At 69.3% G+C, this 21,764-nt stretch carries 17 protein-coding genes; 8 read left to right on the forward strand and 9 right to left on the reverse strand.

The window, feature by feature from the left end; translation table 11 throughout:
* Window positions 1-130 precede the first annotated feature (130 nt).
* Together BDK63_RS11475 and BDK63_RS11480 are read right to left on the reverse strand one after the other, a co-directional pair.
* Complete coding sequence (locus BDK63_RS11475) at window positions 131-1,381, reverse strand: ribonucleotide-diphosphate reductase subunit beta (protein WP_183332046.1); 1,251 nt, start codon at window positions 1,379-1,381, stop codon at window positions 131-133.
* A gap of 144 nt (window positions 1,382-1,525) precedes the next feature.
* Window positions 1,526-4,465 (reverse strand): ribonucleoside-diphosphate reductase subunit alpha, encoded by a 2,940-nt coding sequence (locus tag BDK63_RS11480; protein WP_183332048.1) that lies wholly within the window; start codon window positions 4,463-4,465, stop codon window positions 1,526-1,528.
* A gap of 343 nt (window positions 4,466-4,808) precedes the next feature.
* Between BDK63_RS11480 and BDK63_RS11485 the strand changes: the two genes are divergently transcribed.
* Together BDK63_RS11485 and BDK63_RS11490 are read left to right on the forward strand one after the other, a co-directional pair.
* A complete protein-coding gene (locus BDK63_RS11485) occupies window positions 4,809-5,522 on the forward strand; it encodes a winged helix-turn-helix domain-containing protein (RefSeq protein WP_183332050.1) in 714 nt (237 codons plus the stop codon).
* 3 nt (window positions 5,523-5,525) lie between these two features.
* Window positions 5,526-7,169 (forward strand): ATP-binding protein, encoded by a 1,644-nt coding sequence (locus BDK63_RS11490; RefSeq protein ID WP_183332052.1) that lies wholly within the window; start codon window positions 5,526-5,528, stop codon window positions 7,167-7,169.
* Here the strand turns inward: BDK63_RS11490 and BDK63_RS11495 are convergent.
* A complete protein-coding gene (locus tag BDK63_RS11495) occupies window positions 7,156-8,070 on the reverse strand; it encodes a LysR family transcriptional regulator (protein ID WP_183332054.1) in 915 nt (304 codons plus the stop codon). The genes BDK63_RS11490 and BDK63_RS11495 overlap by 14 nt on opposite strands.
* Window positions 8,071-8,173: 103 nt before the next feature.
* Between BDK63_RS11495 and metE the strand changes: the two genes are divergently transcribed.
* The 3 genes from metE to BDK63_RS11510 all read left to right on the forward strand — a co-directional run bounded on the left by metE (window position 8,174) and on the right by BDK63_RS11510 (window position 12,162).
* Entirely contained in the window at window positions 8,174-10,474 is a 2,301-nt protein-coding gene (metE, locus tag BDK63_RS11500) for a 5-methyltetrahydropteroyltriglutamate--homocysteine S-methyltransferase (RefSeq protein ID WP_183332056.1), read from the forward strand.
* 109 nt (window positions 10,475-10,583) lie between these two features.
* Window positions 10,584-11,294, forward strand: a complete 711-nt coding sequence (locus BDK63_RS11505) for a COG3650 family protein (RefSeq protein WP_183332058.1) — start codon at window positions 10,584-10,586, stop codon at window positions 11,292-11,294.
* Between the two features lie 262 nt (window positions 11,295-11,556).
* Window positions 11,557-12,162 carry an FMN-dependent NADH-azoreductase gene (locus tag BDK63_RS11510; protein WP_183332060.1) on the forward strand — a complete coding sequence of 202 codons (606 nt, stop codon included), beginning with the start codon at window positions 11,557-11,559 and terminating at the stop codon, window positions 12,160-12,162.
* Between the two features lie 90 nt (window positions 12,163-12,252).
* Here BDK63_RS11510 and BDK63_RS11515 read toward each other — a convergent pair whose 3' ends face one another.
* Together BDK63_RS11515 and BDK63_RS11520 are read right to left on the reverse strand one after the other, a co-directional pair.
* Window positions 12,253-13,320 carry a metal-dependent hydrolase gene (locus BDK63_RS11515; protein WP_183332063.1) on the reverse strand — a complete coding sequence of 356 codons (1,068 nt, stop codon included), beginning with the start codon at window positions 13,318-13,320 and terminating at the stop codon, window positions 12,253-12,255.
* 208 nt (window positions 13,321-13,528) lie between these two features.
* Window positions 13,529-14,065 (reverse strand): DNA-3-methyladenine glycosylase I, encoded by a 537-nt coding sequence (locus BDK63_RS11520; RefSeq protein WP_183332065.1) that lies wholly within the window; start codon window positions 14,063-14,065, stop codon window positions 13,529-13,531.
* Between the two features lie 103 nt (window positions 14,066-14,168).
* On the opposite strand from BDK63_RS11520, the gene BDK63_RS11525 reads away from it, so the two are divergent.
* The 3 genes from BDK63_RS11525 to BDK63_RS11535 all read left to right on the forward strand — a co-directional run bounded on the left by BDK63_RS11525 (window position 14,169) and on the right by BDK63_RS11535 (window position 15,627).
* Complete coding sequence (locus BDK63_RS11525; protein ID WP_183332067.1) at window positions 14,169-14,618, forward strand: DUF411 domain-containing protein; 450 nt, start codon at window positions 14,169-14,171, stop codon at window positions 14,616-14,618.
* 86 nt (window positions 14,619-14,704) lie between these two features.
* Window positions 14,705-15,145 (forward strand): lactoylglutathione lyase, encoded by a 441-nt coding sequence (gene gloA, locus BDK63_RS11530; protein WP_183332069.1) that lies wholly within the window; start codon window positions 14,705-14,707, stop codon window positions 15,143-15,145.
* 41 nt (window positions 15,146-15,186) lie between these two features.
* Window positions 15,187-15,627, forward strand: coding sequence for an META domain-containing protein (locus tag BDK63_RS11535; RefSeq protein WP_183332144.1), 441 nt, complete (start codon window positions 15,187-15,189; stop codon window positions 15,625-15,627).
* Window positions 15,628-15,794: 167 nt separating this feature from the next.
* Here BDK63_RS11535 and BDK63_RS11540 read toward each other — a convergent pair whose 3' ends face one another.
* The 4 genes from BDK63_RS11540 to BDK63_RS11555 all read right to left on the reverse strand — a co-directional run bounded on the left by BDK63_RS11540 (window position 15,795) and on the right by BDK63_RS11555 (window position 21,679).
* A complete protein-coding gene (locus BDK63_RS11540; protein ID WP_183332071.1) occupies window positions 15,795-16,529 on the reverse strand; it encodes a phosphatase PAP2 family protein in 735 nt (244 codons plus the stop codon).
* Between the two features lie 176 nt (window positions 16,530-16,705).
* Window positions 16,706-19,678, reverse strand: a complete 2,973-nt coding sequence (locus BDK63_RS11545) for a valine--tRNA ligase (protein WP_183332073.1) — start codon at window positions 19,676-19,678, stop codon at window positions 16,706-16,708.
* Window positions 19,679-19,926: 248 nt separating this feature from the next.
* Window positions 19,927-20,385, reverse strand: a complete 459-nt coding sequence (locus BDK63_RS11550) for a DNA polymerase III subunit chi (RefSeq protein WP_183332075.1) — start codon at window positions 20,383-20,385, stop codon at window positions 19,927-19,929.
* 193 nt (window positions 20,386-20,578) lie between these two features.
* Window positions 20,579-21,679, reverse strand: coding sequence for a branched-chain amino acid aminotransferase (locus tag BDK63_RS11555; protein WP_183332077.1), 1,101 nt, complete (start codon window positions 21,677-21,679; stop codon window positions 20,579-20,581).
* Window positions 21,680-21,764: the final 85 nt, after the last annotated feature.

Raw genomic sequence — 21,764 nt, forward strand, 5'->3', positions numbered from 1 at the left:
CATCTGGGGTGGCGGCAGGCCGCTGGACGCGGACGCGCCGCTCTCACGGGTCGCGATGGGCATCTCCATCATGACGAGGCCTCCCTCCATCCTTGCCGGGGCGGAGTGCCCCGGCCTTGCGTCTTCGGGGTCAATCCCAGCTCAGCGCGCCGCCCACCTGGTACTCGGTGACGCGGGTCTCGAAGAAGTTCTTCTCCTTGCGCAGGTCGATGATCTCGCTCATCCACGGGAAGGGGTTCTGCGCCCCGGGGAACTGCTCCTTGAGGCCGATCTGGGCCAGGCGGCGGTTGCAGATGAAGTGCAGGTACTCCTCCATGATCGCCGCGTTCATGCCCAGCACGCCGCGGGGCATGGTGTCCCGGGCGTAGGCGATCTCGAGCTCGGTACCCTCGAGGATCATCTGGGTCACCTCGTCCTGGAACTCGGGGGTCCAGAGGTGCGGGTTCTCGATCTTGATCTGGTTGATCATGTCCACGCCGAAGTTCAGGTGCATGGACTCGTCGCGCAGGATGTACTGGAACTGCTCGGCCACGCCGGTCATCTTGTTGCGCCGCCCCATGGAGAGGATCTGGCTGAAGCCGCAGTAGAAGAAGATCCCCTCGGTGACGCAGTAGAAGGCCACCAGGTTGCGCAGCAGCTCCTGGTCGGTCTCCGGGGTGCCGGTCTGGAAGTCCGGTCGCGCCAGGGACTGGGTGTGCTTGAGGCTCCAGGCGGACTTGGCGGCCACCGAGGGCACCTCGCGGTACATGTTGAAGACCGCCCCCTCGTCCATGCTCAGCGACTCCACGCAGTACTGGTAGGCGTGGGTGTGGATCGCCTCCTCGAAGGCCTGGCGCAGCAGGTACTGGCGGCACTCCGGGTTGGTGATCAGCCGGTAGAGGGCCAGCACCAGGTTGTTGGCCACCAGCGAATCCGCGGTGGAGAAGTAGCCAAGGCTGCGTTCGACGATGCGCCGCTCGTCCGCGGTCAGGCCGTCCTGGCTCTTCCACAGGGCGATGTCGGCGTTCATGTTCACTTCCTGGGGCATCCAGTGGTTGGCACTGCCGTCCAGGTACTTCTGCCAGGCCCACTCGTACTTGAAGGGCACCAGCTGGTTGAGGTCGGCGCGGGCGTTGATCATCTGCTTGTCGTCGACCTCGATGCGCGCCGCGCCCATCTCCAGCTCCTCGAGGCCGGCGGCCACGTCGAGCTCCTCCAGGGACTGGCGGGCCCGGGCCAGGCGGTCACCCTCGGCCACCCGGTAGCTGCCGCGTGTCTCGGCAACGGTCTCGCGCTGCGGGGCCGCCGGCTGCGGCTCGGCCGCCGGGGTCGGAACCGCCTGGGCCTGCGGCGGTTCGGCAACGGCGCTGTCGTCCTCGTGGAATTCGTCCCAGTTCAGCATCTGTCTCTCTCCCGGTGATGGTCCGGAGGCACTGCCCCTACGTTGAGATGGCGGGCTGGTGTCGGCAGTGGCTCCGGGGCGCCTGCGGCGCCAATCGCCCAGCGAGCTGGGCACCTACAAGAAAATCAGGTTGGCACTTGACGCTTATTGGCAGGCTTCGCAGCCCAGGTCGTCGATATCGGCGGCACTCGGGGCGCGGGAGCCTGCGCCCGCCTTGCCGGCCAGGAAGTCCTCGACGCCGCGGGGCTCATTCAGCCCCCCCGCCAAGGGCTCTCTTGTACCCCCCGCCGAGGGCTTGCCTGTCGGCTCGGCGGGAGCGGCGGCCGGCGCGCTGCCGCTGCTCACGGCGTTGAGCGTGCCGCGCTCGACGGTGGACTTCTCCACCGAGGTGGCGCCCAGGGCACGCAGGTAGTAGGTGGTCTTGAGGCCGCGGAACCAGGCCATGCGGTAGGTCACGTCGAGCTTCTTGCCGGAGACGCCCTTGATGTAGAGGTTCAGCGACTGCGCCTGGTCGATCCACTTCTGGCGGCGCGCGGCGGCCTCCACCAGCCACTTCGGCTCCACCTCGAAGGCGGTGGCGTACTTGGCCTTGAGGTCGGCCGGCACGCGCTCGATGGGCTGTACCGAGCCGTCGTAGTACTTGAGGTCGTTGATCATCACCTCGTCCCACAGGCCACGGGCCTTCAGGTCCTGCACCAGCCAGGCGTTGACCACGGTGAACTCGCCCGACAGGTTCGATTTCACGTAGAGGTTCTGGTAGGTGGGCTCGATGGACTGGGTCACGCCGCAGATGTTGGAGATGGTCGCGGTCGGGGCGATGGCCATCACGTTGGAGTTGCGCATGCCCTGGCCGGCGATCTTGTCGCGCAGTCGGCCCCAGTCCTGGGTGGTGCTCTCGTCGAGCTCGATGTACTTCTCGCCGCGCTCCTGCTTGAGCTTGCCGATGGAGTCGATGGGCAGGATGCCCTGGCTCCACAGCGACCCCTCGAAGCTCTCGTAGCGGCCGCGCTCGGTGGCGAGGTCGCTGGAGGCCTCGATGGCGTGGTAGCTCACCAGTTCCATGGAGCGGTCGGCGAACGCCACGGCCGCGTCACTGGCGTAGGCGATGTCCTGGGCGTAGAGGGCGTCCTGGAAGCCCATGATGCCGAGCCCCACCGGGCGGTGCCGGAAGTTGGAGCGCGACGCCTGGGGCACCGCGTAGTAGTTGATGTCGATGACGTTATCGAGCATGCGCACGGCGGTGCGCACGGTCCGCTTCAGCTTCTCCCCATCGAAGGCGCCGTCCACCACGTGCTGGGCCAGGTTCACCGAGCCCAGGTTGCACACCGCGATCTCGTCGGCGGAGGTGTTAAGGGTGATCTCGGTGCACAGGTTGGAGGAGTGCACCACGCCGGCATGCTGCTGGGGGCTTCTCAGGTTGCACGGGTCCTTGAAGGTGATCCAGGGGTGGCCGGTCTCGAACAGCATCGAGAGCATCCGCCGCCACAGGTCCTTGGCGCGCACGCGCTTGAACAGCTTGAGCTGGCCCGAGCGGGTCATCGCCTCGTACTCCTCGTAGCGCGCCTCGAAGGCGGCACCGTAGAGGTCGTGGAGGTCCGGGCAGGTGGAGGGCGAGAAGAGCGTCCACTCCTTGTCGTCGAAGACCCGCTTCATGAACAGGTCCGGCACCCAGTTGGCGGTGTTCATGTCGTGGGTGCGGCGGCGGTCGTCCCCGGTGTTCTTGCGCAGCTCCAGGAATTCCTCGATGTCCAGGTGCCAGGTCTCCAGGTAGGCGCAGACGGCCCCCTTGCGCTTGCCGCCCTGGTTCACCGCCACGGCGGTGTCGTTGACCACCTTGAGGAAGGGCACCACGCCCTGGCTCTTGCCGTTGGTCCCCTTGATCCAGGAGCCCAGGGCGCGCACCGGCGTCCAGTCGTTGCCGAGGCCGCCTGCCCACTTGGAGAGCAGCGCGTTGTCGCGGATGGCGCTGTAGATGCCGTCGAGCTCGTCGGGCACGGTGGTGAGATAGCACGAGGAGAGCTGGCTGCGCACCGTGCCCGCATTGAACAGGGTCGGGGTGGAGGCCATGTAGTCGAAGCTGGAGAGCAGCTCGTAGAACTCGATGGCCCGCGCCTCGCGATCGTCCTCGTTGAGTGCCAGGCCCATGGCCACGCGCATGAACATCACCTGGGGCAGCTCGTAGCGCACGTCATCGCGGTGGATGAAGTAGCGGTCGTAGAGCGTCTGCAGGCCAAGGTAGGTGAAGGCGTTGTCGCGGGTATGGTCGAGGGCTTCGCCCAGGCGCTCCAGGTCGAACTCGGCCAGCCGCGGGTCGAGCTGCTCGAACTCGATGCCGCGTGCGATGTAGGCCTGGAAGGCGGGCTTGTAGAGCTCGGCCATCTCCTGGTAGGTCGCCTCTTCGGCGATCCCCAGGAAGGCCAGCGCCTCGCGGCGCAGGTTGTCCTGCAGCAGGCGGGCGGTGACGTAGGTGTAGTCGGGGTCCTTCTCCACCAGGGTGCGCGCGGTCATCATCAGCGCCTGGGAGACGCCGTCGACGGTGACGCCGTCGTAGAGGTTCTTGAGCGACTCCTCGACGATGCGGCCGGGCTCGACGCTGGCGAGCCCCTGGCAGGCGTCATGCACGAGGGTCTCGACCCGCCCCAGGTCCAGGGGGCGGGTGGTGCCGTCGGCCAGGGTCACGCTCAGGGTGGGGTGGGGCCTGGCGATGTCGCCCCCGGCGGCGGCGCGCGCCCGGGCGTGTTCCTCGCGGTAGAGCACGTAGGCGCGGGCCACCTTCTGCTCGCCCGCGCGCATCAGCGCCAGCTCCACCTGGTCCTGGATGTCCTCGATGTGCAGGGTGCCGCCATCTGGCATGCGGCGCAGGAAGGCCTGGGCGATCGCCTCGGAGGCCTGCTGCACGAAGTCGCGGACCCGGGAGGAGGCGGAGGCGTTGTCGCCCTCCACGGCGATGAAGGCCTTGCGCATGGCCACGGCGATCTTGCCGGCGTCGAAGGGCACCACGTCGCCGGTGCGCTTGATGACGCGAAGGGTGCGGGGTGCGGTGACGGAAACGGACGACTCGTCCGGAGTAGCGGTGGTATCCATGGCGCCGGGGGTCCCTGTCTGGTGAGCGAAGCGGGTGATGACGGTGGCGGTTGACAGCAATGGGCTTGTTGGCTAAGGCACAGCATATGGTGCCTGTGGCAGCGTGAGACACAAGATAGTGTGCTTTTTCGGCTCCATCAAGTGGATAACCTGTGGATGGGCTGTGGCCTTCCTGGGGTCTTTCCGGCACCCTGCGGCGGGCCCGGCAGGCGGCGTGATGTCGCCGATCGGCAACAGGCAGGCGCATCCCGGGATTTCGGGTATCCTTTAGCCATTGGCGGTAAGACTCTCGCGCGGGAGCCACCGCCTTCCCGATCACCTGCCAGCCAGGATGGAACAGAGGATGGACGACACCTTGGAACCCCGGGAACAGGATCATGTGCTGATCATCGAGGATGACGAGCGACTGGCCGACCTGACCCGTGACTACCTGGAAGCCAACGGCTTTCGCGTCACCCTGGAGGCCGATGGCGCCCGCGGCGTCGAGCGGATCCTGGCGCTGCAACCGGACCTGGTGATCCTCGACCTGATGCTGCCGGGCGAGGATGGCCTGTCGATCTGCCGGCGGGTGCGCAGCGACTACCCGGGGCCGATCCTGATGCTCACCGCCCGGACCGACGACATGGATCAGGTGCTGGGGCTGGAGATGGGCGCCGATGACTACGTGGCGAAGCCGGTGCAGCCGCGGGTGCTGCTGGCGCGCATGCGCGCCCTGCTGCGTCGCGCCGAGAGCAGCGAGGCGACCGGCGAGACGCGCCTCGCCTTCGGCAACCTGGAGATCGACAGCGCGACCCGCGAGGCGTGGCTGGAGGGGGAGCGCATCGACCTGACCAGCGCCGAGTTCGACCTGCTGTGGCTGCTGGCCAGCAACGCCGGCCGGGTGCTGACCCGGGAGGAGATCTTCTCCCAGCTGCGCGGCATCCGCTACGACGGCCAGGACCGCTCCATCGACGTGCGGGTCTCACGCATCCGTCCCAAGATCGGCGATGACCCCAACCAGCCGCACCGCATCAAGACGGTTCGCAGCAAGGGCTACCTCTTCGTCAGGGAGAGCTGATCCATGCGGCGGGCCCTGGCCGACAGCACCTTCCTGCGTGTCTATGTGCTGCTGGCGCTGGCGCTGCTGCTGACCTTCGGCCTGGCCCTGCTGGGGCTGGCCATGGTCGACCAGGTGCGCCGGGAGCACCATCGCGAGCAGCTCGCCGAGGCACCCATGCGCCTGCTCGCCGAGCGGCTCGCGACCCTGCCGCCCGAGGCCCACGGCGACTGGCTGGCCTCCCGGGCCCGACGGCTGGACATGACCCCCACGGTGCTGCCCGTCGAGGCCGTCTCCCTCAACTACTTCGCCCGCGCCCGCCTGGAGCGCGACCGCGTGCTGGTGCACTCGCGCGGCGAGCAGGGCTGGCGGCTGCAGTACCTGCTGGCCGGCGGCGAACGCCTGCTGCAGGTGGACCTGGCGAGCCTCAGCGAGCACCAGCTGCGCGGGCTCACCGAGCTGCTCGGCGAGTGGCTCGCCGAGGTACCCGCCGACGAGCGCCATGCCCGCCTCGAGCGGGTGTCCCGCGGCAGCATCCCGGTGAGCCTGAGCGATGCGGCGCCCTCGGGGCTGGATGCCTACCAGCTCAACCGGCTGGCCGACGGCGAGGTGGTGATCCGCCTGCTGCCTGGCCGCTGGTCCATGGCGATGTATCTGGCGCTGCCCCAGGCGGCGGGGTCGGCCACCTGGCTGGCCATCGGCCCGGTGGAGGCCTTCGAGCCGATGCCCGGTTCGCTGCAGCTGCTGCTGGTGGTGATCCTGCTGGCCGTGCTGGGGGCGACCATCTACCTGATCGTGCGCGGCGTGGAGGCACGCATGGCCCGCCTGGAGCTGGCGGCCACGCGCATTGCGGCGGGGCGGCTGGACACCCGGGTCAAGGTGGAGAGCGGCGACTTCCTGGGCCGGCTGGGCATGGCCTTCAACGGCATGGCGACCCAGGTGCAGTCGCTGCTGCGCGCCCAGCAGGACATGATCCGCGCGGTCTCCCACGAGCTGCGCACGCCGGTGGCGCGCATCCGCTTCGCCGTGCAGATGGTCGAGGACATGACCGACGACCCGGCGATCCGTCGCCAGCTGCAGGGTATCGACGGCGACATCGAGGAGCTCGATGGCCTGATCGACGAGATCCTCACCTACGCCCGCCTGGGCAGCGATGCGGTCAACGGCCGCGAGATGGAGGCCAGCCTGGTGGATGGCCGCGCCATGGCGGGGCGGGTGATCGAGGCGCTGAGTCCGCTGCATGGCCACCTGGCCATCGCCCTGGCCGAGGGGCCCGAGGTCGAGGCCATGGCCGAGCCTCGCTACCTGCAGCGTGCCCTCCAGAACCTGGTGGCCAATGCCTGCCGTCACGCCCGTTCGCGGGTGGTGATTCGCCTGCATGCCGAGCCGCGGCTGGTGCGCATCGACGTGGAGGACGACGGCCCCGGGGTGCCGGCCGGCGAGCGGCTGGCGATCTTCAAGCCCTTCGCCCGGCTCGACGACAGCCGCACCCGCAGCTCGGGCGGCTACGGCCTGGGGCTCTCCATCGTCCAGAAGGTCATGGCCTGGCACGGCGGCAGCGTGGCGGTGGACGAGAGCCCCGAGCTCGGCGGGGCGCGCTTCACCCTGCTGCTGCCCCAGCGCCCCGGCCAGGGCCCCGGGGAGGGGCCGGCCCCTACGCCGGCCTGACCCCCTCCAGCACCGCGAAGGAGGTCTCCCTGGCGGTGCGCAGGAAGTCCTCCATCCACGGCGCCTGTCGGGTCTCCTCGCGGATCGCCGCGAACAGCGTGCTCCACACCCCCTTCTCGCCCAGCGCCACCGCCTTCACGTAGTCACGCTCCAGGTATTCGGTGAGCGCCCAGTTGGGCAGCGCACAGACCCCCCGTCCGCTGGCCACCAGCTGCATCATCATGATGGTCAGCTCGGCGGTGCGTATCTCCCTGGGGCGCACCCCGGCCGGCTCGAGGAACTGGGTGAAGACATCCAGCCGCGAGTGCTCCACCGGATAGGTGATCAGGGTCTCGTCGGCCAGCTCCTCCGGAGTGACGAACGCCTGGCCGGCCAGGCGGTGCTGGCGCGCCACGGCCAGCAGCCCCTCGTAGCGGAACAGTGGCTCGTAGTGGATGCCCGGCAGCGGCTGGGGGTCGGCGGTGATCACCAGGTCGAGCTGCTCGCGGGCCAGGGCCGGCAGCGGGTCGAAGTGGTGGCCGCCGGGGATATCGATCTCCACCTCCGGCCAGTGGTCGCGGAAGTGGTCGATGGTCGGCATCAGCCACTGGAAGCAGCTGTGGCACTCGATGGCCATGTGCAGCCGCCCCTGCTCGTTGCCGGCCAGCCGCGCCAGGTCGCGTTCCGCCATGCGCACCAGCGGCAGCACCTGCTCTGCCAGGGTCAGCAGGCGCTGGCCGGCGCGGGTGAACTCCACCGGCCGGGTCTTGCGCACGAACAGGGGGTTGCCCAGCCGCTCCTCCAGGTCCTTGATCTGGTGAGAGAGGGCGGACTGGGTCAGGTGCACGCGCTCGGCGGCCTCCACCAGGGAACCGGCGTCGCGCAGGGCGACCAGGGTGCGGAGATGGCGAAGTTCCAGCATCTGTGTGAGCCACTTTCATCTTGAAGATTAGGAAGTTTAGTTTGATTCACAACGCGGGGCCAGCCAGACTTCGTCGAATCATTCATGAAGAAAGGACTTTATCATGACTATCGCTCATGTTTCCGGCTATCCCCGCATCGGGGCGAATCGCGAGCTGAAGCGGGCGACCGAGGCCTACTGGAGGGGCGAGCTCGACCGCGAGGGGCTGGAGCGGGTGGGGCGCGAACTGCGTGCCCGCCACTGGGCGGCCCAGCGCGAGGCGGGTCTCGACCTGGTGACGGTGGGCGACTTCGCCTTCTACGACCAGGTGCTGGACCTCTCGGTGATGCTGGGGGCCGTCCCCGCGCGCTTCGCGGCCGAGGTCGAGCTGGCCGCCGGCGAGGTGGACCTGGACACCGCCTTCCGCATGGCCCGGGGCCGGGCGCCCCGCGGCGAGCCTGCCGCGGCCTGCGAGATGACCAAGTTCTTCGATACCAACTACCACTACCTGGTGCCGGAACTCCATGCCGGCCAGGCCTTCCGGCTGGCCAGCTCGCGTCTCTTCGACCAGGTCGACGAGGCCCTGGCCGCGGGCCACCCGGTCAAGGTGACCCTGCTCGGCCCGCTGACCTGGCTGTGGCTGGGCAAGGAGAAGGGTCGCGAGGCGTTCGACCGCCTGTCGCTGCTGGAGGCCCTGCTGCCGGTCTACGGCGAGATCCTCGCCCGCCTGGCCGAGCGGGGCGTGGAGTGGGTGCAGCTCGACGAGCCGGCCCTGGTGCAGGACCTGCCGCGGGCCTGGCAGCAGGCCTTCGAGGCCGCCTACAGCGTGCTCGGCAGGGCGCCGGTGAAGCTGCTGCTGGCCAGCTACTTCGGCGGCCTGGGCGATAACCTCGGCCTCGCCGTGAACCTGCCGGTGGCGGGCCTGCATGTCGACCTGGTGCGTGATCCGGCACAGCTCGAGGCCGTGCTGGACCGGCTGCCCGCCTACAAGGTGCTCTCGCTGGGGGCCATCGACGGGCGCAACGTCTGGCGGGCCGACCTGGCGCTGCTCCGCGAGCGGCTGGCCCAGGCGCGCATGCGGCTCGGCAGGCGGCTGTGGGTCGCCCCCTCCTGCTCGCTGCTGCATGTGCCGGTGGACCTCGAGCGCGAGACCGGGCTGGACCCGGAGCTCGCCAGCTGGCTGGCCTTCGCCCGGCAGAAGCTCGACGAGGTGGCCACCCTGGCACGCCTGCTCGATGGCCGCGCCACCGAGGTCGACCGCCAGCGCCTGGAGGCCGCCACCCTGGCGCTGCAGGCCCGCCGCGACTCCCCGCGACTCCACCGCCCCGCGGTGGCCGACCGCCTGGCAGGCGTCGAGCCGGTGGACCATGAGCGCGCGAGCCCCTATCCGCAGCGCGCCCTGGCCCAGCGGCGTTCGCTCGGGCTGCCGCTGTTCCCCACCACCACCATCGGCTCCTTCCCCCAGACCGACGCGATCCGCGCCGCCCGCCGCGCCCTCAAGGCCGGCGAGCTCTCCCGGGAGGCCTACGAGGCCCGCATGCGCGAGGAGATCGCCCATGCCGTGGCCCGCCAGGAGGCGCTGGGCCTCGACATGCCGGTGCACGGCGAGCCCGAGCGCAACGACATGGTGGAGTACTTCGGCGAGCAGCTGGAGGGCTATGTCTTCACCCGCAGCGGCTGGGTGCAGAGCTACGGCACGCGCTGCGTCAAGCCGCCGGTGATCGTCGGTGACGTCAGCCGCCCCGGCCCCATGACGGTGCGCTGGAGCCGCTATGCCCAGTCGCTCACCGACCGGCCGATGAAGGGCATGCTCACGGGGCCTGTGACCATGCTGCAGTGGTCCTTCGTGCGCGACGACCAGCCCCGGGAGACCACCTGCCGGCAGATCGCCCTGGCGCTGCGCGACGAGGTCCTCGACCTCGAGGCGGCCGGCATCCGCGCCATCCAGATCGACGAGCCCGCCCTGCGCGAGGGGCTGCCCCTGCGCCAGGGGGAGTGGCAGGGCTACCTCGACTGGGCGGTGGCGTGCTTCCGGCTCACGGCGGCCGGGGTCCGGGACGAGACCCAGGTCCATACCCACATGTGCTATTCGGAGTTCAACGACATCATCGCCGCCATCGCGGCGCTGGACGCCGACGTCATCACCATCGAGACCTCGCGCTCCGACATGGAACTGCTCGATGCCTTCCAGGACTTCGCCTATCCCAACGAGATCGGCCCCGGGGTCTACGACATCCACTCGCCCAATATCCCCGAGGTCGACTGGATGGTGGCGCTGATGGAGAAGGCCGCCGAGCGCATCCCGGTGGAGCGGCTCTGGGTCAATCCCGACTGCGGGCTGAAGACCCGTGGCTGGGAGGAGGTGGAGCCGGCCCTGGCCAACATGGTGGCCGCGGCGGAGCGGCTGCGTCGGCGCCACGGCTGACGGCGAGGGCCGGCGGGAGGGCAGCGTTGAGCCAGCGGGAGCGGCCGGCGGGCGTGACGGCTGCTATGCTCGGCGGATCACGGAACCACTATCCTCGCAAGGAGATGCCATGTCCCGCCTTCTCGCTCCCGCCGCCCTCGGCCTGGCCCTGCTGCTCGGCGGCTGTGCCACCGCCACCTCGCCGGCGCCGATCACCCCGGGAGGCCAGGCACCGCTGCTGCCCTCGGTGCTCTTCCCCGGCGACGCCGAGAGCTTCACCTCCTGGCGCTGCACGCCCGACCAGTCGCTGGTCACCGCCGACCCGAAGGGGCCGGAGGGTGAGCTGAGACTCTGGTCGGCGCACGGTGCCTGGCGTCTCCAGCCGGCGGTGGTGGCCAGCGGTGCCCGCTACGAGGGCGGCCAGGTCAGCTTCTGGAACAGGGGTGATGCGGCCATCGTGGAGACGCCCCGGGGACGGCTCGAGTGCCAGGCCTACATGCAGCGCCAGGCGCTGACCCGTCAGCAGCGTCCCGGTGTGATGTTCCAGGGGCGCGGCAACGAGCCGGGCTGGATGGTGCACCTGGCCAATGACCGCCCCGAGGCGACCCTGACCCTGGACTACGGTACCCGGGAGCAGACGCTGCCCTATCGGGTCACCACCCTGGACAACGGCGCCGGGCGGGTGATCCTGCAGAGCGGCCGCGGCGACACGCCCTTCGAACTGCGCATCGAGGCCGGCGCCTGCCTGGACGACATGAGCGGCGAGCCCTTCCCGGCGCGGGTGACCCTGAGCGTCGAGGGGGAGCAGTATCGGGGCTGCGGCCAGGGCATCGCCCCCTGAAGCACCATGGGCGCTGCTGCGCTCCACAGCTCGCGCGCGGGCGGTGCTCGTTATCCTCATTGAGCACACAGTCAACTCCGGAAACTGCGCTCCGGCCGCACGCGACCCGTGTTCGCTCGCGACGCGCCAATGGGCTTCAGGCTCGCTTAGTCGTGCTTTCGTTTATATCGAACGTGGGGTGCGGATTTTTGCGCTTTTTGTGGCAAAAAATGCATCTATCATGTTGGCCATCGTACCGATGACTGATATTCAGGAGGTCCCCATGACCACTCGTACCCTCGTGATCACTTCTTCCATCCTCGGCGAGAACGGCCAGTCCAAGGCCCTGGCCGAGCACTTCACCGCCCAGGCCCAGGGCCGCGGCGTCGAGGTGACCCGTCGCGACCTGGCGGCCGACGAGCTGCCCCACCTGGCCCTGGCCGAGCTGGGCAGCTGGCAGGTCAGCGAGGAGGAGCGCAGCCCCGAGCAGCGCGAGCTGGCCGCTCGCTCGGACTCACTGATCGCCGAGCTGCGCGACCATGACGTGGTGGTGCTGGCGGTGCCGATGTACAACTTCGGCATCCCCAGCCAGCTCAAGGCCTGGTTCGACCGCGTGATGCGCGCCGGCGTGACCTTCCGCTACACCGAGAACGGCCCCCAGGGCCTGGTGGAGGGTAAGCGGGCGGTGATCCTGGCGGCCCGCGGTGGCCAGTATGCCGGCACCGAGATGGATACCCAGACCCCGCACCTCAAGCTGATGCTGGGCATGATCGGCATCAAGGAGGTGGATACCGTCTTCGCCGAAGGGCTCGCCATGGGCGAGGGCAAGCGGGACGCGGCCCTCAAGGAGGCCCGTCAGGCCATCGACGGCCTGGTGGAGCGCCTGTAAGGCGGCAGGCACCCGTGCGGTAGCCGACACGACACGACGCAGCGGGGCGGCCATTCGGCCGCCCCGCTGCCTGTGTGGAGCCTGCCTGCCTCAGCAGGTTTCCGGGGTCTCCAGTGCCCAGCCGGCGGCGACGAAGTCGCTGGTGCAGAGCGCCGGTTCCGGGGCCAGTATGCGCCCGGCCAGGCGCGAGAGCGCTTCTCGGTTGCCCCGGGAGGGGGCTTCGAGCTGCTCGGAGGTCGCCACCGGCGTCCAGCCATCGCCGTCGCGGGTGGCCAGGGTGAAGGCGAAGGGGTGAAAGCCGGGAAAGCCCAGGCGCAGGTCGGTGGCCACCAGGGTCTCGCGGCCGTCGAGCTCGAGGGACTCGTAGCGCAGGAAGGGGCCGGCGAACCAGGCCAGCCGCGCGCCTCGCTCGCTCGCCAGCGCCGCCTCCTCCAGCTCGGCACCGCGGCGATAGGACTCCACCAGCGGCGGGGTTTCGCCATCCAGCACCCCTACCAGCAGCTCATGGTGCTCGTCGCCATCCACCACCGTGACGCGCCACAGCAGGGTGTTGAAGGGGGTCGGCTGGACTAGCCGCGGGGCCTCGGCAAGCCCCCGCTCGGCGAGCACCGGCTCCAGGCGGTGCTCCACCAGCTGCTTGGCGCCGAAGGCGAACACCAGATAGGCGCTGGAGAGCGCCAGCCCCCAGGCCGGCCCGCGCCGCCCGTTGCCGGTGGCCAGCGCCATGCCGATGCCCACCAGCAGCGGCAGGGTGTAGAGCGGGTCGATGATGAAGACGATGGGGTAGGCCGCGGGCGGCGTGTCCAGCGGCCACAGGAGCTGGGTGCCGTAGGTGGTCAGGGCGTCGAGCAGCGGGTGGGTCAGCAGGCAGAGCCCGAAGAAGGCCCCCCAGCGCGCCAGGGAGATATCCCGGGCCGGGGCGAAGCGGGCGGAGAGCAGCGTCAGCGCCGTGGCCAGCCCCGCCAGTACGAACAGCGAGTGGGAGAAGCCGCGGTGCTCGGTGACGTTGGCCACGGCATCGCCGTAGTCGATGACCACGTCCAGGTCGGGGAGGGTGCCGAGCACGGCACCGATCAGCACCGCCTTGCGGCCCAGCCGGCGGCCCAGCACGGCACCGCCCACGGCGGCCCCCAGGGCGGCCTGGGTAATCGAATCCATCGGGAGGCGTTCCTCGCTGAGAGTGCTCGGCTATGATGCCACGGGCGGGGGCTGGGTTCCCTTTTGCCGTTGAGGTCCTTGGCCCGGTGCTGATCCGGCGACAGGCCTGTGAGGGGGCGCCATGAACCCCTCCCTGGGGGCTACCTTGACCATCCCTGGTCCTCGGACCCCCTCTTCGGCCTGCCCCCGGCGCTCCTCGCTCAGTGACTCATCGCTCTACCCAGCGCGGCCCGGCGGTGAGGATACGCGCCTGCACCGGGCAGTCGTCGCGGTGGGCGCCGGGCAGGTAGCCGGTGCTCATCAGGAACTCGCCGGTGATCTCCGGCCCGGTGAAGCGGAAGGTGCGCTTGAAGAGCCGGACCCACTCCGCATGGGGCAGCGGGTGGTGGTGGTCGAGCCAGGCGGCGAGGCTGCCGTGCTCTTCGCGCAGGGCCTGGATCACCCCGGCGTTGTGGATCACCGCGTCGACCTTGAGGCGGTTGCGGATGATGCCGGCGTCGGCCAGCAGGCGGGCGCGCTCGGCCTCGCCATAGGCGGCCACCCGGTCGATGGCGAAGCCGTCGAAGGCGGCCCGGAAGGCGGCGCGCTTCTTCAGCACGGTGAGCCAGGAGAGCCCGGCCTGGTTGATCTCCAGCACCAGGCGCTCGAAGAGGGGGGTATCCTCGGCCACCGGGAAGCCATATTCGTGGTCATGGTAGGGGCCGTGAAACGGATGGCCCGGGGCCAGGTCACAGTAGTGGCTCATGCTGGGGCTCCAGGTCGCGAGCTGACGTGATCCCGCCCCCTTGGCAAGGACCCCGTCGACGCCGACAATCGTGCCATTACCCTATCACCGCGGAGCGACTGCGATGAAGCGAATGACTCTCCCCCTGGCCACCGGCGCCCTGCTGGCGATGCTGACGGCTCCCGCCCTGGCCGAGGGGCCCGTGGTCGAGATGTACCAGGATCCCAACTGCGGCTGCTGCGGCGCCTGGGCCGAACACCTGGAGGCCGAGGGCTTCACGGTGGAGCGCCACAAGACCCGCGAGATGCGCGCCATCAAGATCGAGCAGGGGCTGACCCCCGAGCTCGCCTCCTGCCATACCGCCATGGTCGATGGCTACGTGATCGAGGGCCATGTGCCGGCGGCCGACATCCACCGCCTGCTGGAGGAGCGCCCGGACGTGGCGGGCCTCGCGGTGCCGGGGATGCCCCATGGCTCGCCGGGCATGGAGACCGGGCGCGTTGACGACTACCGGGTGCTGGGCTGGCACCGAGACGACCGCACGCCTGAGATCTTCAACGAGTACACTCACTGATCCGAACTGACTCAGCGATAGTCGAGGGGCGCCAGTAAAGCCCCGTTCCCCTTGATGGTTTCGCTGTAAACGACAAGGAGTTGGCCATGCAGTACCTGCACACCATGGTGCGCGTCAGCGACCTCGACGCCTCGCTGCGCTTCTACTGCGACCTGTTGGGCTTGAAGGAGGTGCGCCGCAAGGAGAACGACAAGGGGCGCTTCACCCTGGTCTTCCTGGCCGCCCCCGAGGACGAGTCGCGCTCCGCCGAACTCAAGGCGCCGGAGCTGGAGCTCACGTACAACTGGGATCCCGAGGAGTACACCGGCGGGCGCAACTTCGGCCACCTGGCCTATCGGGTCGACGATATCTACGCCCTCTGCGAGAAGCTGCAGAACGCCGGAGTGACCATCAACCGCCCGCCCCGGGACGGCCATATGGCCTTCGTCAGAAGTCCCGACGGCATCTCGGTGGAGCTGCTGCAGAAGGGTGACCCGCTCCCCGCCCGGGAACCCTGGGCCTCCATGGAAAACACCGGCAGCTGGTAGGCCGCCGGCCACGCGACAAGGAAGAACGACGACCCATGAAGATGACAGTTGTGGCCCGCCTGGGCCTGGTGATGGCCGCCGCGGCCCTGCTGGCGGCCTGCGGCAGCCGCCCCGATGCGCCGCCGGAGCGCGAGGTGAGCCTCTCGGGCCCGGTGGTGGAACAGCGCTGGAACCTGCTGCTGGTGGGCACCGACGAGCGGCTCTCGCTGCCCGAGCCCGCCTGGTTTCGCATCGCGGCCGACGGGAGCGTCACCGGCAGCGACGGCTGCAACCAGATCATGGGACAGGCGCGCCTGGGCGAGAGCCAGCGCATCGAGTTCTCGCAGCTGGCCACCACCCGGCGCGCCTGCCCCCAGGGCGAGGACGCGGCCCGGGTGACCGGCATGCTGGAGACCGCCTACCGCTACCTGATCGACCATGACCGGCTGGTCTTCTTCGGCCCCGATCAGCGGGTATTGGGCGGCTGGCGCAAGGCCAACTAGGCGAACGCTCCGGTGGCATGGCAACTCGGGGCTGATCCGTCGACAGGGCTACGGGGAGGCGCTGTGAATACTTCCCTGTACGCTACCGATGCCATCCCTGGCATAGGACCTCCCCTTCGCCCTGTCCCCGGCGCCCCTCGCGACCTGGCCTATGAGGTGCCCGCGCTCTACCGGCCCGGCAGCAGCGCCTGGGCCCTGGCCATGCCTGCGGTGATGCCGCGGGCCATGGCCGGCCCGATCGGGGTGAGCAGGAACCAGGGCGCGATGATCAGGTTGATGGCGATGGCGCCGAAGTAGACGTCGCTGAACCAGTGGGCGCCGCTCAGGATGCGCGGGGCGCTGAGGATCACCGCGGCCACCAGGCTCACCAGCATCACCCTGCGCCCGGCAAAGCGCCACATGAAGGCGGTGAACAGGAAGAGGTTGACGCCATGGTCGCCGGGGAAGCTGGCGCCGGAGCTGTCCTTGGTGGAGAAGCCGACCAGTTCGGTGACCCGATTGACCTCCTGATAGACCACCGTGGGGCTGGGGTGAGAGTAGTCGATCACCAGGCGCACGCCCTGGGCGATGAAGACCGCCACCAGCAGCATGGTGATGCCGATGCCGCCCCAGCGGAGCAGTCTCGGCTCGCGCAGCGGGTCCCGGGAGATGGCCCACAGGTAGATTAGCAGCAGCACCACCAGGCTGATCACATCGAAGAGCCGCGCATTGGTGGCCGCCACCAGCCACACCCAGGCCGGGTTCCCCTCGTGCAGCCAGGCGTTGGTGGTAAAGAACACGGCGTCGTCCAGCTCGGTCCAGAACAGCAGGTCCGGTGAGAGCCAGGAGAACACCAGCAGCGCGCCCAGCAGGTTGAAGATCAGCAGGCGGCCAAGCGCGAAGGTCGAGTTGGTCTGAGGCATCGAGGCGTGGCGGGTCGGTGGGTGTGGCGTCCCATTCTAGAGGAACGGGATTTGGCAGAACAGCGTTTCTTAACGCGACTGCAACATGGCCGCGGCAGCGCTGCCGCGGGGGCAGGCCCCGAACGACCAGCGGCCCGCCGAGGGCGGGCCGCTGGCTGAGACGCCGACGGGGTCGGTCAGAGCGCGGCGATCTTGTCGCGCTGCTCCACCAGCAGGCGCCGCGCCGCCAGGAAGTCCGCGAGCTTGGCGCGCTCCTTCTCCACCACGGCCTCCGGCGCCTTGGCCACGAAGCTCTCGTTGCCGAGCTTCTTCTCGATGCCGCCGATCAGCTTGTCCTGCTTCTCGATCTCCTTGCCCAGGCGGGTGAGTTCGGCGTCCTTGTCGATCAGGTCCGCCATCGGCACCAGCACCTCCATCTCGCCCACCAGCTGGGTGGCCGAGAGGGGCGCCTTGCTCGGGTCGTCGAGCCAGGTGACGCTCTCGAGCTTGGCCAGCTTGGCCAGGAAGCGGCGGTTGGCCTCGAGGCGCGCTGGGTCGTCCGGGCCACCCTTGGTGAGCAGCGCGTCCAGCGGCTTGCCCGGGGCGATGTTCATCTCGGCGCGGATGTTGCGGATCGCCACGATCACGCCCTTGAGCCACTCGATGTCCCGCTCGGCGGCGTCATCGATCTTCTCCGGCTGGGCGCTGGGCCAGGCCTGGGCCATGATCGAATCGCCCTCGCCCTGCCAGGTGCCGGCCAGGGGCGCCACGCGCTGCCAGATCTCCTCGCTGATGAAGGGCATCATCGGGTGGGCCAGGCGCAGGATCGCTTCCAGCACGCGCACCAGGGTGCGACGGGTGCCGCGCTTGGCCTCGGCGCTGGCGCCGTCGTCCCACAGCACCGGCTTGGAGAGCTCCAGGTACCAGTCGCAGTACTCGTTCCAGACGAAGTCGTAGAGCGCCTGGGAGGCGTGGTCGAAGCGGAACTCCTCCATCGCCAGGGTCACCTGGGCCTCTGTCTGCTGCAGGCGCGAGATGATCCAGCGGTCGGCCAGCGACAGCTCGACCGGTTCACCCCCCAGGCCGGTATCCTCCCCCTCGGCGTTCATCAGCACGTAGCGGGAGGCGTTCCACAGCTTGTTGCAGAAGTTGCGGTAGCCGTCCAGGCGGCCCATGTCGAACTTGATGTCGCGCCCGGTGGTGGCCTGGGAGAGGAAGGTGAAGCGCAGCGCGTCGGTGCCGTGGGGCTCGATGCCCTCGGGGAACTCACCGCGGGTGGCCTTCTCGATGGCCCTAGCCTTCTGGGGCTGCATCAGGCTGCCGGTGCGCTTCTCGACCAGGGTCTCGAGCTCGATCCCGTCGATCAGGTCGATGGGGTCGAGCACGTTGCCCTTGGACTTGGACATCTTCTGGCCCTGGCCGTCGCGTACCAGGCCGTGGACGTAGACCTGCTTGAAGGGCACCTCGCCGGTGAACTTCAGGGTCAGCATGATCATCCGGGCGACCCAGAAGAAGATGATGTCGAAGCCGGTGACCAGGACACTGGAGGGGTGGAAGGTACGCAGCTCCGGGGTCTTCTCCGGCCAGCCCAGGGTGCCGAAGGTCCAGAGGCCCGAGCTGAACCAGGTGTCGAGCACGTCCTCGTCCTGGGTCAGGCGCGGCACGCCCAGCTTTTCCATGGTCCTGAGGGCGTCGGGCGTCATCTCGGTGGTGCTGCCCAGCAGCTGGTTGAAGCCGCGCAGGCGCATGGCGGTGTCGAAGTCGCCCTGCTCGTGCTCGATGAAGTGGGCGAGCTCGACCAGGTAGTCGCGGGTGGCCTCCACCTCGTTGCGGGCCACGAAGACGTTGCCGTCCGCGTCGTACCAGGCGGGGATACGGTGGCCCCACCACAGCTGGCGGGAGATGCACCAGTCCTGGAGGTCGCGCATCCAGGCGAAGTACATGTTCTCGTAGTTCTTCGGCACGAACTGGATATCGCCGTTCTCTACCGCCTCGATGGCGGGCCTGGCGAGGCTCTCCACGGCGACGAACCACTGGTCGGTGAGCAGTGGCTCGATGACGTCACCCGAGCGGTCGCCATAGGGCAGGGTGTTGTTGACCGTCTCGATCTGCTCGAGCAGCCCGGCGGCTTCCATGTCGGCGACGATCCGCTTGCGCGCCTCGAAGCGGTCCAGGCCGGCATAGGCCTCGGGCAGGCTCGTGTCGATCTCGGGCAGCGGCCGGCCCTGGATGTCGAAGGCCTCGGCCCGGGCGAGGATGCTGGCGTCCTGGGTGAAGACGTTGATCAGCGGCAGGCCCTGGCGGCGGCCCACCTCGTAGTCGTTGAAGTCGTGGGCCGGGGTGATCTTCACGCAGCCGGAGCCCTTCTCCATGTCGGCGTGCTCGTCGGCGACGATGGGGATCCGACGCCCCACCAGCGGCAGTTCCACGAACTTGCCGACCAGTGATGCATAACGTGGGTCCTCGGGGTTGACCGCCACCCCGGTATCGCCGAGCAGGGTCTCCGGGCGGGTGGTGGCGACCACCAGGTAATCCTTGCCGTCATCGGTGGTCACGCCGTCGGCCAGCGGGTAGCGGAAGTGCCAGAACTGGCCCTGCTGGTCGCGGTTCTCCACCTCGAGATCCGAGATGGCGGTGTGCAGGGTCGGGTCCCAGTTGACCAGCCGCTTGCCGCGGTAGATCAGCCCCTCCTTGTGGAGGCGCACGAAGACCTCCTGGACCGCCTGGTAGAAGCCGTCGTCCATGGTGAAGCGCTCGCGGGACCAGTCGACGCTGGCCCCCATGCGGCGCAGCTGGCGGGTGATATGGCCGCCGGACTCCTGCTTCCACTCCCACACCTTGTCGATGAAGGCGTCGCGGCCCAGGTCGTGGCGGCTCTTGCCCTCCTCGGCGGCGACCTTGCGCTCCACCAGCATCTGGGTGGCGATGCCGGCGTGGTCGGTGCCCACCTGCCACAGGGTGTTGCGCCCCTGCATCCGCCGCCAGCGGATCAGGGTGTCCATGATGGTGTCCTGGAAGGCGTGGCCCATGTGCAGGCTGCCGGTGACGTTGGGCGGCGGGATCATGATGGAGTAGGGTTCGCCCTCGCCGGAGGGGGCGAAGCGGCCATCGGCCTCCCAGCGCTCGTACCAGCGGGATTCGATCTGCTCGGGTTGGTAGGTCTTGTCCATGGGCGTTCCGGGTCCAGAAATGATCACCGCCGGCCAGGGGGCCGGACGGCAGGAGAGGGCGATGAAAAATGGGCCCGATTATAGCGCGACCAGGCGCCCAGCGTCAGCCGGGCTGGCTATCTGCGAGCGGCGCCGGGGATAAGCCGAAGAGGGGGTCCGTGGACCAGGGAGGGTCTAGGTAGCCCCCAGGGAGGGGTTTATGGCGCCCCCTCGAAGGCTTATCGACGGAGCAGCCGCGAGCAAACTGCCTAGCCGCGCAGCTGGTGGGCCTTTACCGGGTAGCCGCGCTTCTTGTAGGTCTGCCAGCACTCGCGCTTGGCCACCAGCACCGCCTGGTGCTGGTTGATGATCTCGGCGACCCGCTCGAAGCGCGAGAACCACTCCGGAATGCCCGGGGCGAGGTTGAGCAGCGCCTGGACGGCCTGGTCCGGGGCGGGCGGCGCCTCCCAGCCGATGGTGACCGGTATGCGCGGATCGGGGGCGGCCCCGGCCTCTCCTTCCCCCTCGCCCAGCAGGGCGTGAGGCACATAGGCGTCGGGGCGGAAGGTCCAGAGCCGCTCGTCCAGCTCCCGGGCCATGGCCTCGTCCTCGGCGTGCAGGTGCAGCCGATAGCCCTTGCGCTGGATGGTCTCGGCCAGCCGGCAGGCGAAGTCGAGGCGCGCCTCCAGGGTGGTATCGGGGAGGACGTAGAAGTCGATCTGGGTCATCTGAGTCTGCCCGGGGCGTTTCCTCGGGGCAGACCTTTGCGGAGGCGCTGTGAATACTTCCCTGTACGCTACCGACGCCATCCCTGGCGTAGGACCTCCGCGTCGGCCTGCCCTTCGGCGCCCCTCGCCTCGGTGGAGAGAGCCGTGGTAGCAGCGGACCCGCTCCAGCGGGCCCGTCGCGGCGACTTGACTGTTACACCAGCCGCGTCAGCCAGCCGTGGGTATCCTCGGCGCGGCCGTACTGCAGGTCGAGCAGCTTGGTGCGCAGGCGCTTGGCCACGGGGTTGCCGCTGTCCGCCTTCAGGCGGATGCGGTCCTGCTCGGTGACCAGTTCGCCCACCGGGGTGATCACCGCGGCGGTGCCGCAGGCGAACACCTCGGTCAGCTCGCCGGAGGCTGCCGCCTCGCGCCACTCGTCGATGCTGATCGGCCGCTCCTCGGGGGTGAGGCCCTCATCGCGGGCCAGGGTCAGCACCGAGTCGCGGGTCACGCCCTCGAGGATGGTGTCGGTGAGGCGCGGGGTGGCGATGCGGCCATCCTGGAACACGAAGAAGAGGTTCATGCCGCCCAGTTCCTCGATCCACTTGTTCTCGGCGGCGTCGAGGAAGGCCACCTGGCCGCAGCCGTGCTCGCTGGCCTCCTTCTGGGCAGCCAGGGAGGCGGCATAGTTGCCGCCGCACTTGGCGAAGCCGGTGCCGCCGGGGGCGGCGCGCTTGTAGTGGCTGGAGAGCCAGATGGAGACCGGCTCCACGCCGCCCTTGAAGTAGGCCGCCGCCGGGGAGGCGATCACGTAATAGTCCACCTCCTGGGCCGGGCGCACGCCGAGGAACTTCTCGCTGGCGATCATGAAGGGGCGCAGGTAGAGGCTGCACTCGTCGGCCTCACTCTTCGGCGTCGGCACCCAGGCGTGGTCCTGGGCCAGCAGCGCCTTGAGCGAGCCGATGAAGTCCTCGTCGGAGAGTTCCGGCAGGGCCAGGCGGCGGGCGCTGCGGCGGAAGCGTTCGGCGTTCTTCTCCGGGCGGAAGGTCCACACCGAGCCGTCGGCATGGCGGTAGGCCTTGATGCCCTCGAAGATCTCCTGGGCGTAGTGCAGCACGGCGGCGGCGGGGTCCAGGGTCAGCGGCCCGTAGGGGCGTACCTCGCGGCCGTGCCAGCCGGCGTCCAGGGTCCAGCGCACGTGGGCCATGTGGTCGGTGAAGTACTGGCCGAAGCCGGGGCTGGCGAGGATGTCCTCACGGATCGAGTCGGCCGTGGGGGTGGAGTTGGGCAGGAGTTCGAAGCTGGCATTCGACACGGCAAGGGGTCTCCGCTACGCCCGGGGCGTGCCGGCCCCGGGGTGATACTGGAAGCTCGGGCCGGCGAGGGCCGGCCCGGGTCGT

The organism is Halomonas campaniensis (assembly GCF_014193375.1).
Taxonomy (GTDB): domain Bacteria; phylum Pseudomonadota; class Gammaproteobacteria; order Pseudomonadales; family Halomonadaceae; genus Halomonas; species Halomonas campaniensis.

What these genes read in the sequence shown, in the direction of transcription:
- BDK63_RS11490 (WP_183332052.1), top strand. Translation starts at nt 5,526, where the DNA reads ATGCGGCGGGCCCTGGCCGACAGCACCTTCCTGCGTGTCTATGTGCTG.
- BDK63_RS11525 (WP_183332067.1), top strand. Translation starts at nt 14,169, where the DNA reads ATGAAGCGAATGACTCTCCCCCTGGCCACCGGCGCCCTGCTGGCGATG.
- BDK63_RS11535 (WP_183332144.1), top strand. Translation starts at nt 15,187, where the DNA reads ATGACAGTTGTGGCCCGCCTGGGCCTGGTGATGGCCGCCGCGGCCCTG.
- BDK63_RS11540 (WP_183332071.1), bottom strand. Translation starts at nt 16,529, where the DNA reads ATGCCTCAGACCAACTCGACCTTCGCGCTTGGCCGCCTGCTGATCTTC.
- gloA (WP_183332069.1), top strand. Translation starts at nt 14,705, where the DNA reads ATGCAGTACCTGCACACCATGGTGCGCGTCAGCGACCTCGACGCCTCG.
- BDK63_RS11495 (WP_183332054.1), bottom strand. Translation starts at nt 8,070, where the DNA reads ATGCTGGAACTTCGCCATCTCCGCACCCTGGTCGCCCTGCGCGACGCC.
- BDK63_RS11510 (WP_183332060.1), top strand. Translation starts at nt 11,557, where the DNA reads ATGACCACTCGTACCCTCGTGATCACTTCTTCCATCCTCGGCGAGAAC.
- BDK63_RS11550 (WP_183332075.1), bottom strand. Translation starts at nt 20,385, where the DNA reads ATGACCCAGATCGACTTCTACGTCCTCCCCGATACCACCCTGGAGGCG.
- BDK63_RS11515 (WP_183332063.1), bottom strand. Translation starts at nt 13,320, where the DNA reads ATGGATTCGATTACCCAGGCCGCCCTGGGGGCCGCCGTGGGCGGTGCC.
- BDK63_RS11485 (WP_183332050.1), top strand. Translation starts at nt 4,809, where the DNA reads ATGGACGACACCTTGGAACCCCGGGAACAGGATCATGTGCTGATCATC.
- BDK63_RS11480 (WP_183332048.1), bottom strand. Translation starts at nt 4,465, where the DNA reads ATGGATACCACCGCTACTCCGGACGAGTCGTCCGTTTCCGTCACCGCA.
- BDK63_RS11505 (WP_183332058.1), top strand. Translation starts at nt 10,584, where the DNA reads ATGTCCCGCCTTCTCGCTCCCGCCGCCCTCGGCCTGGCCCTGCTGCTC.
- BDK63_RS11520 (WP_183332065.1), bottom strand. Translation starts at nt 14,065, where the DNA reads ATGAGCCACTACTGTGACCTGGCCCCGGGCCATCCGTTTCACGGCCCC.
- BDK63_RS11475 (WP_183332046.1), bottom strand. Translation starts at nt 1,381, where the DNA reads ATGCTGAACTGGGACGAATTCCACGAGGACGACAGCGCCGTTGCCGAA.
- BDK63_RS11545 (WP_183332073.1), bottom strand. Translation starts at nt 19,678, where the DNA reads ATGGACAAGACCTACCAACCCGAGCAGATCGAATCCCGCTGGTACGAG.
- metE (WP_183332056.1), top strand. Translation starts at nt 8,174, where the DNA reads ATGACTATCGCTCATGTTTCCGGCTATCCCCGCATCGGGGCGAATCGC.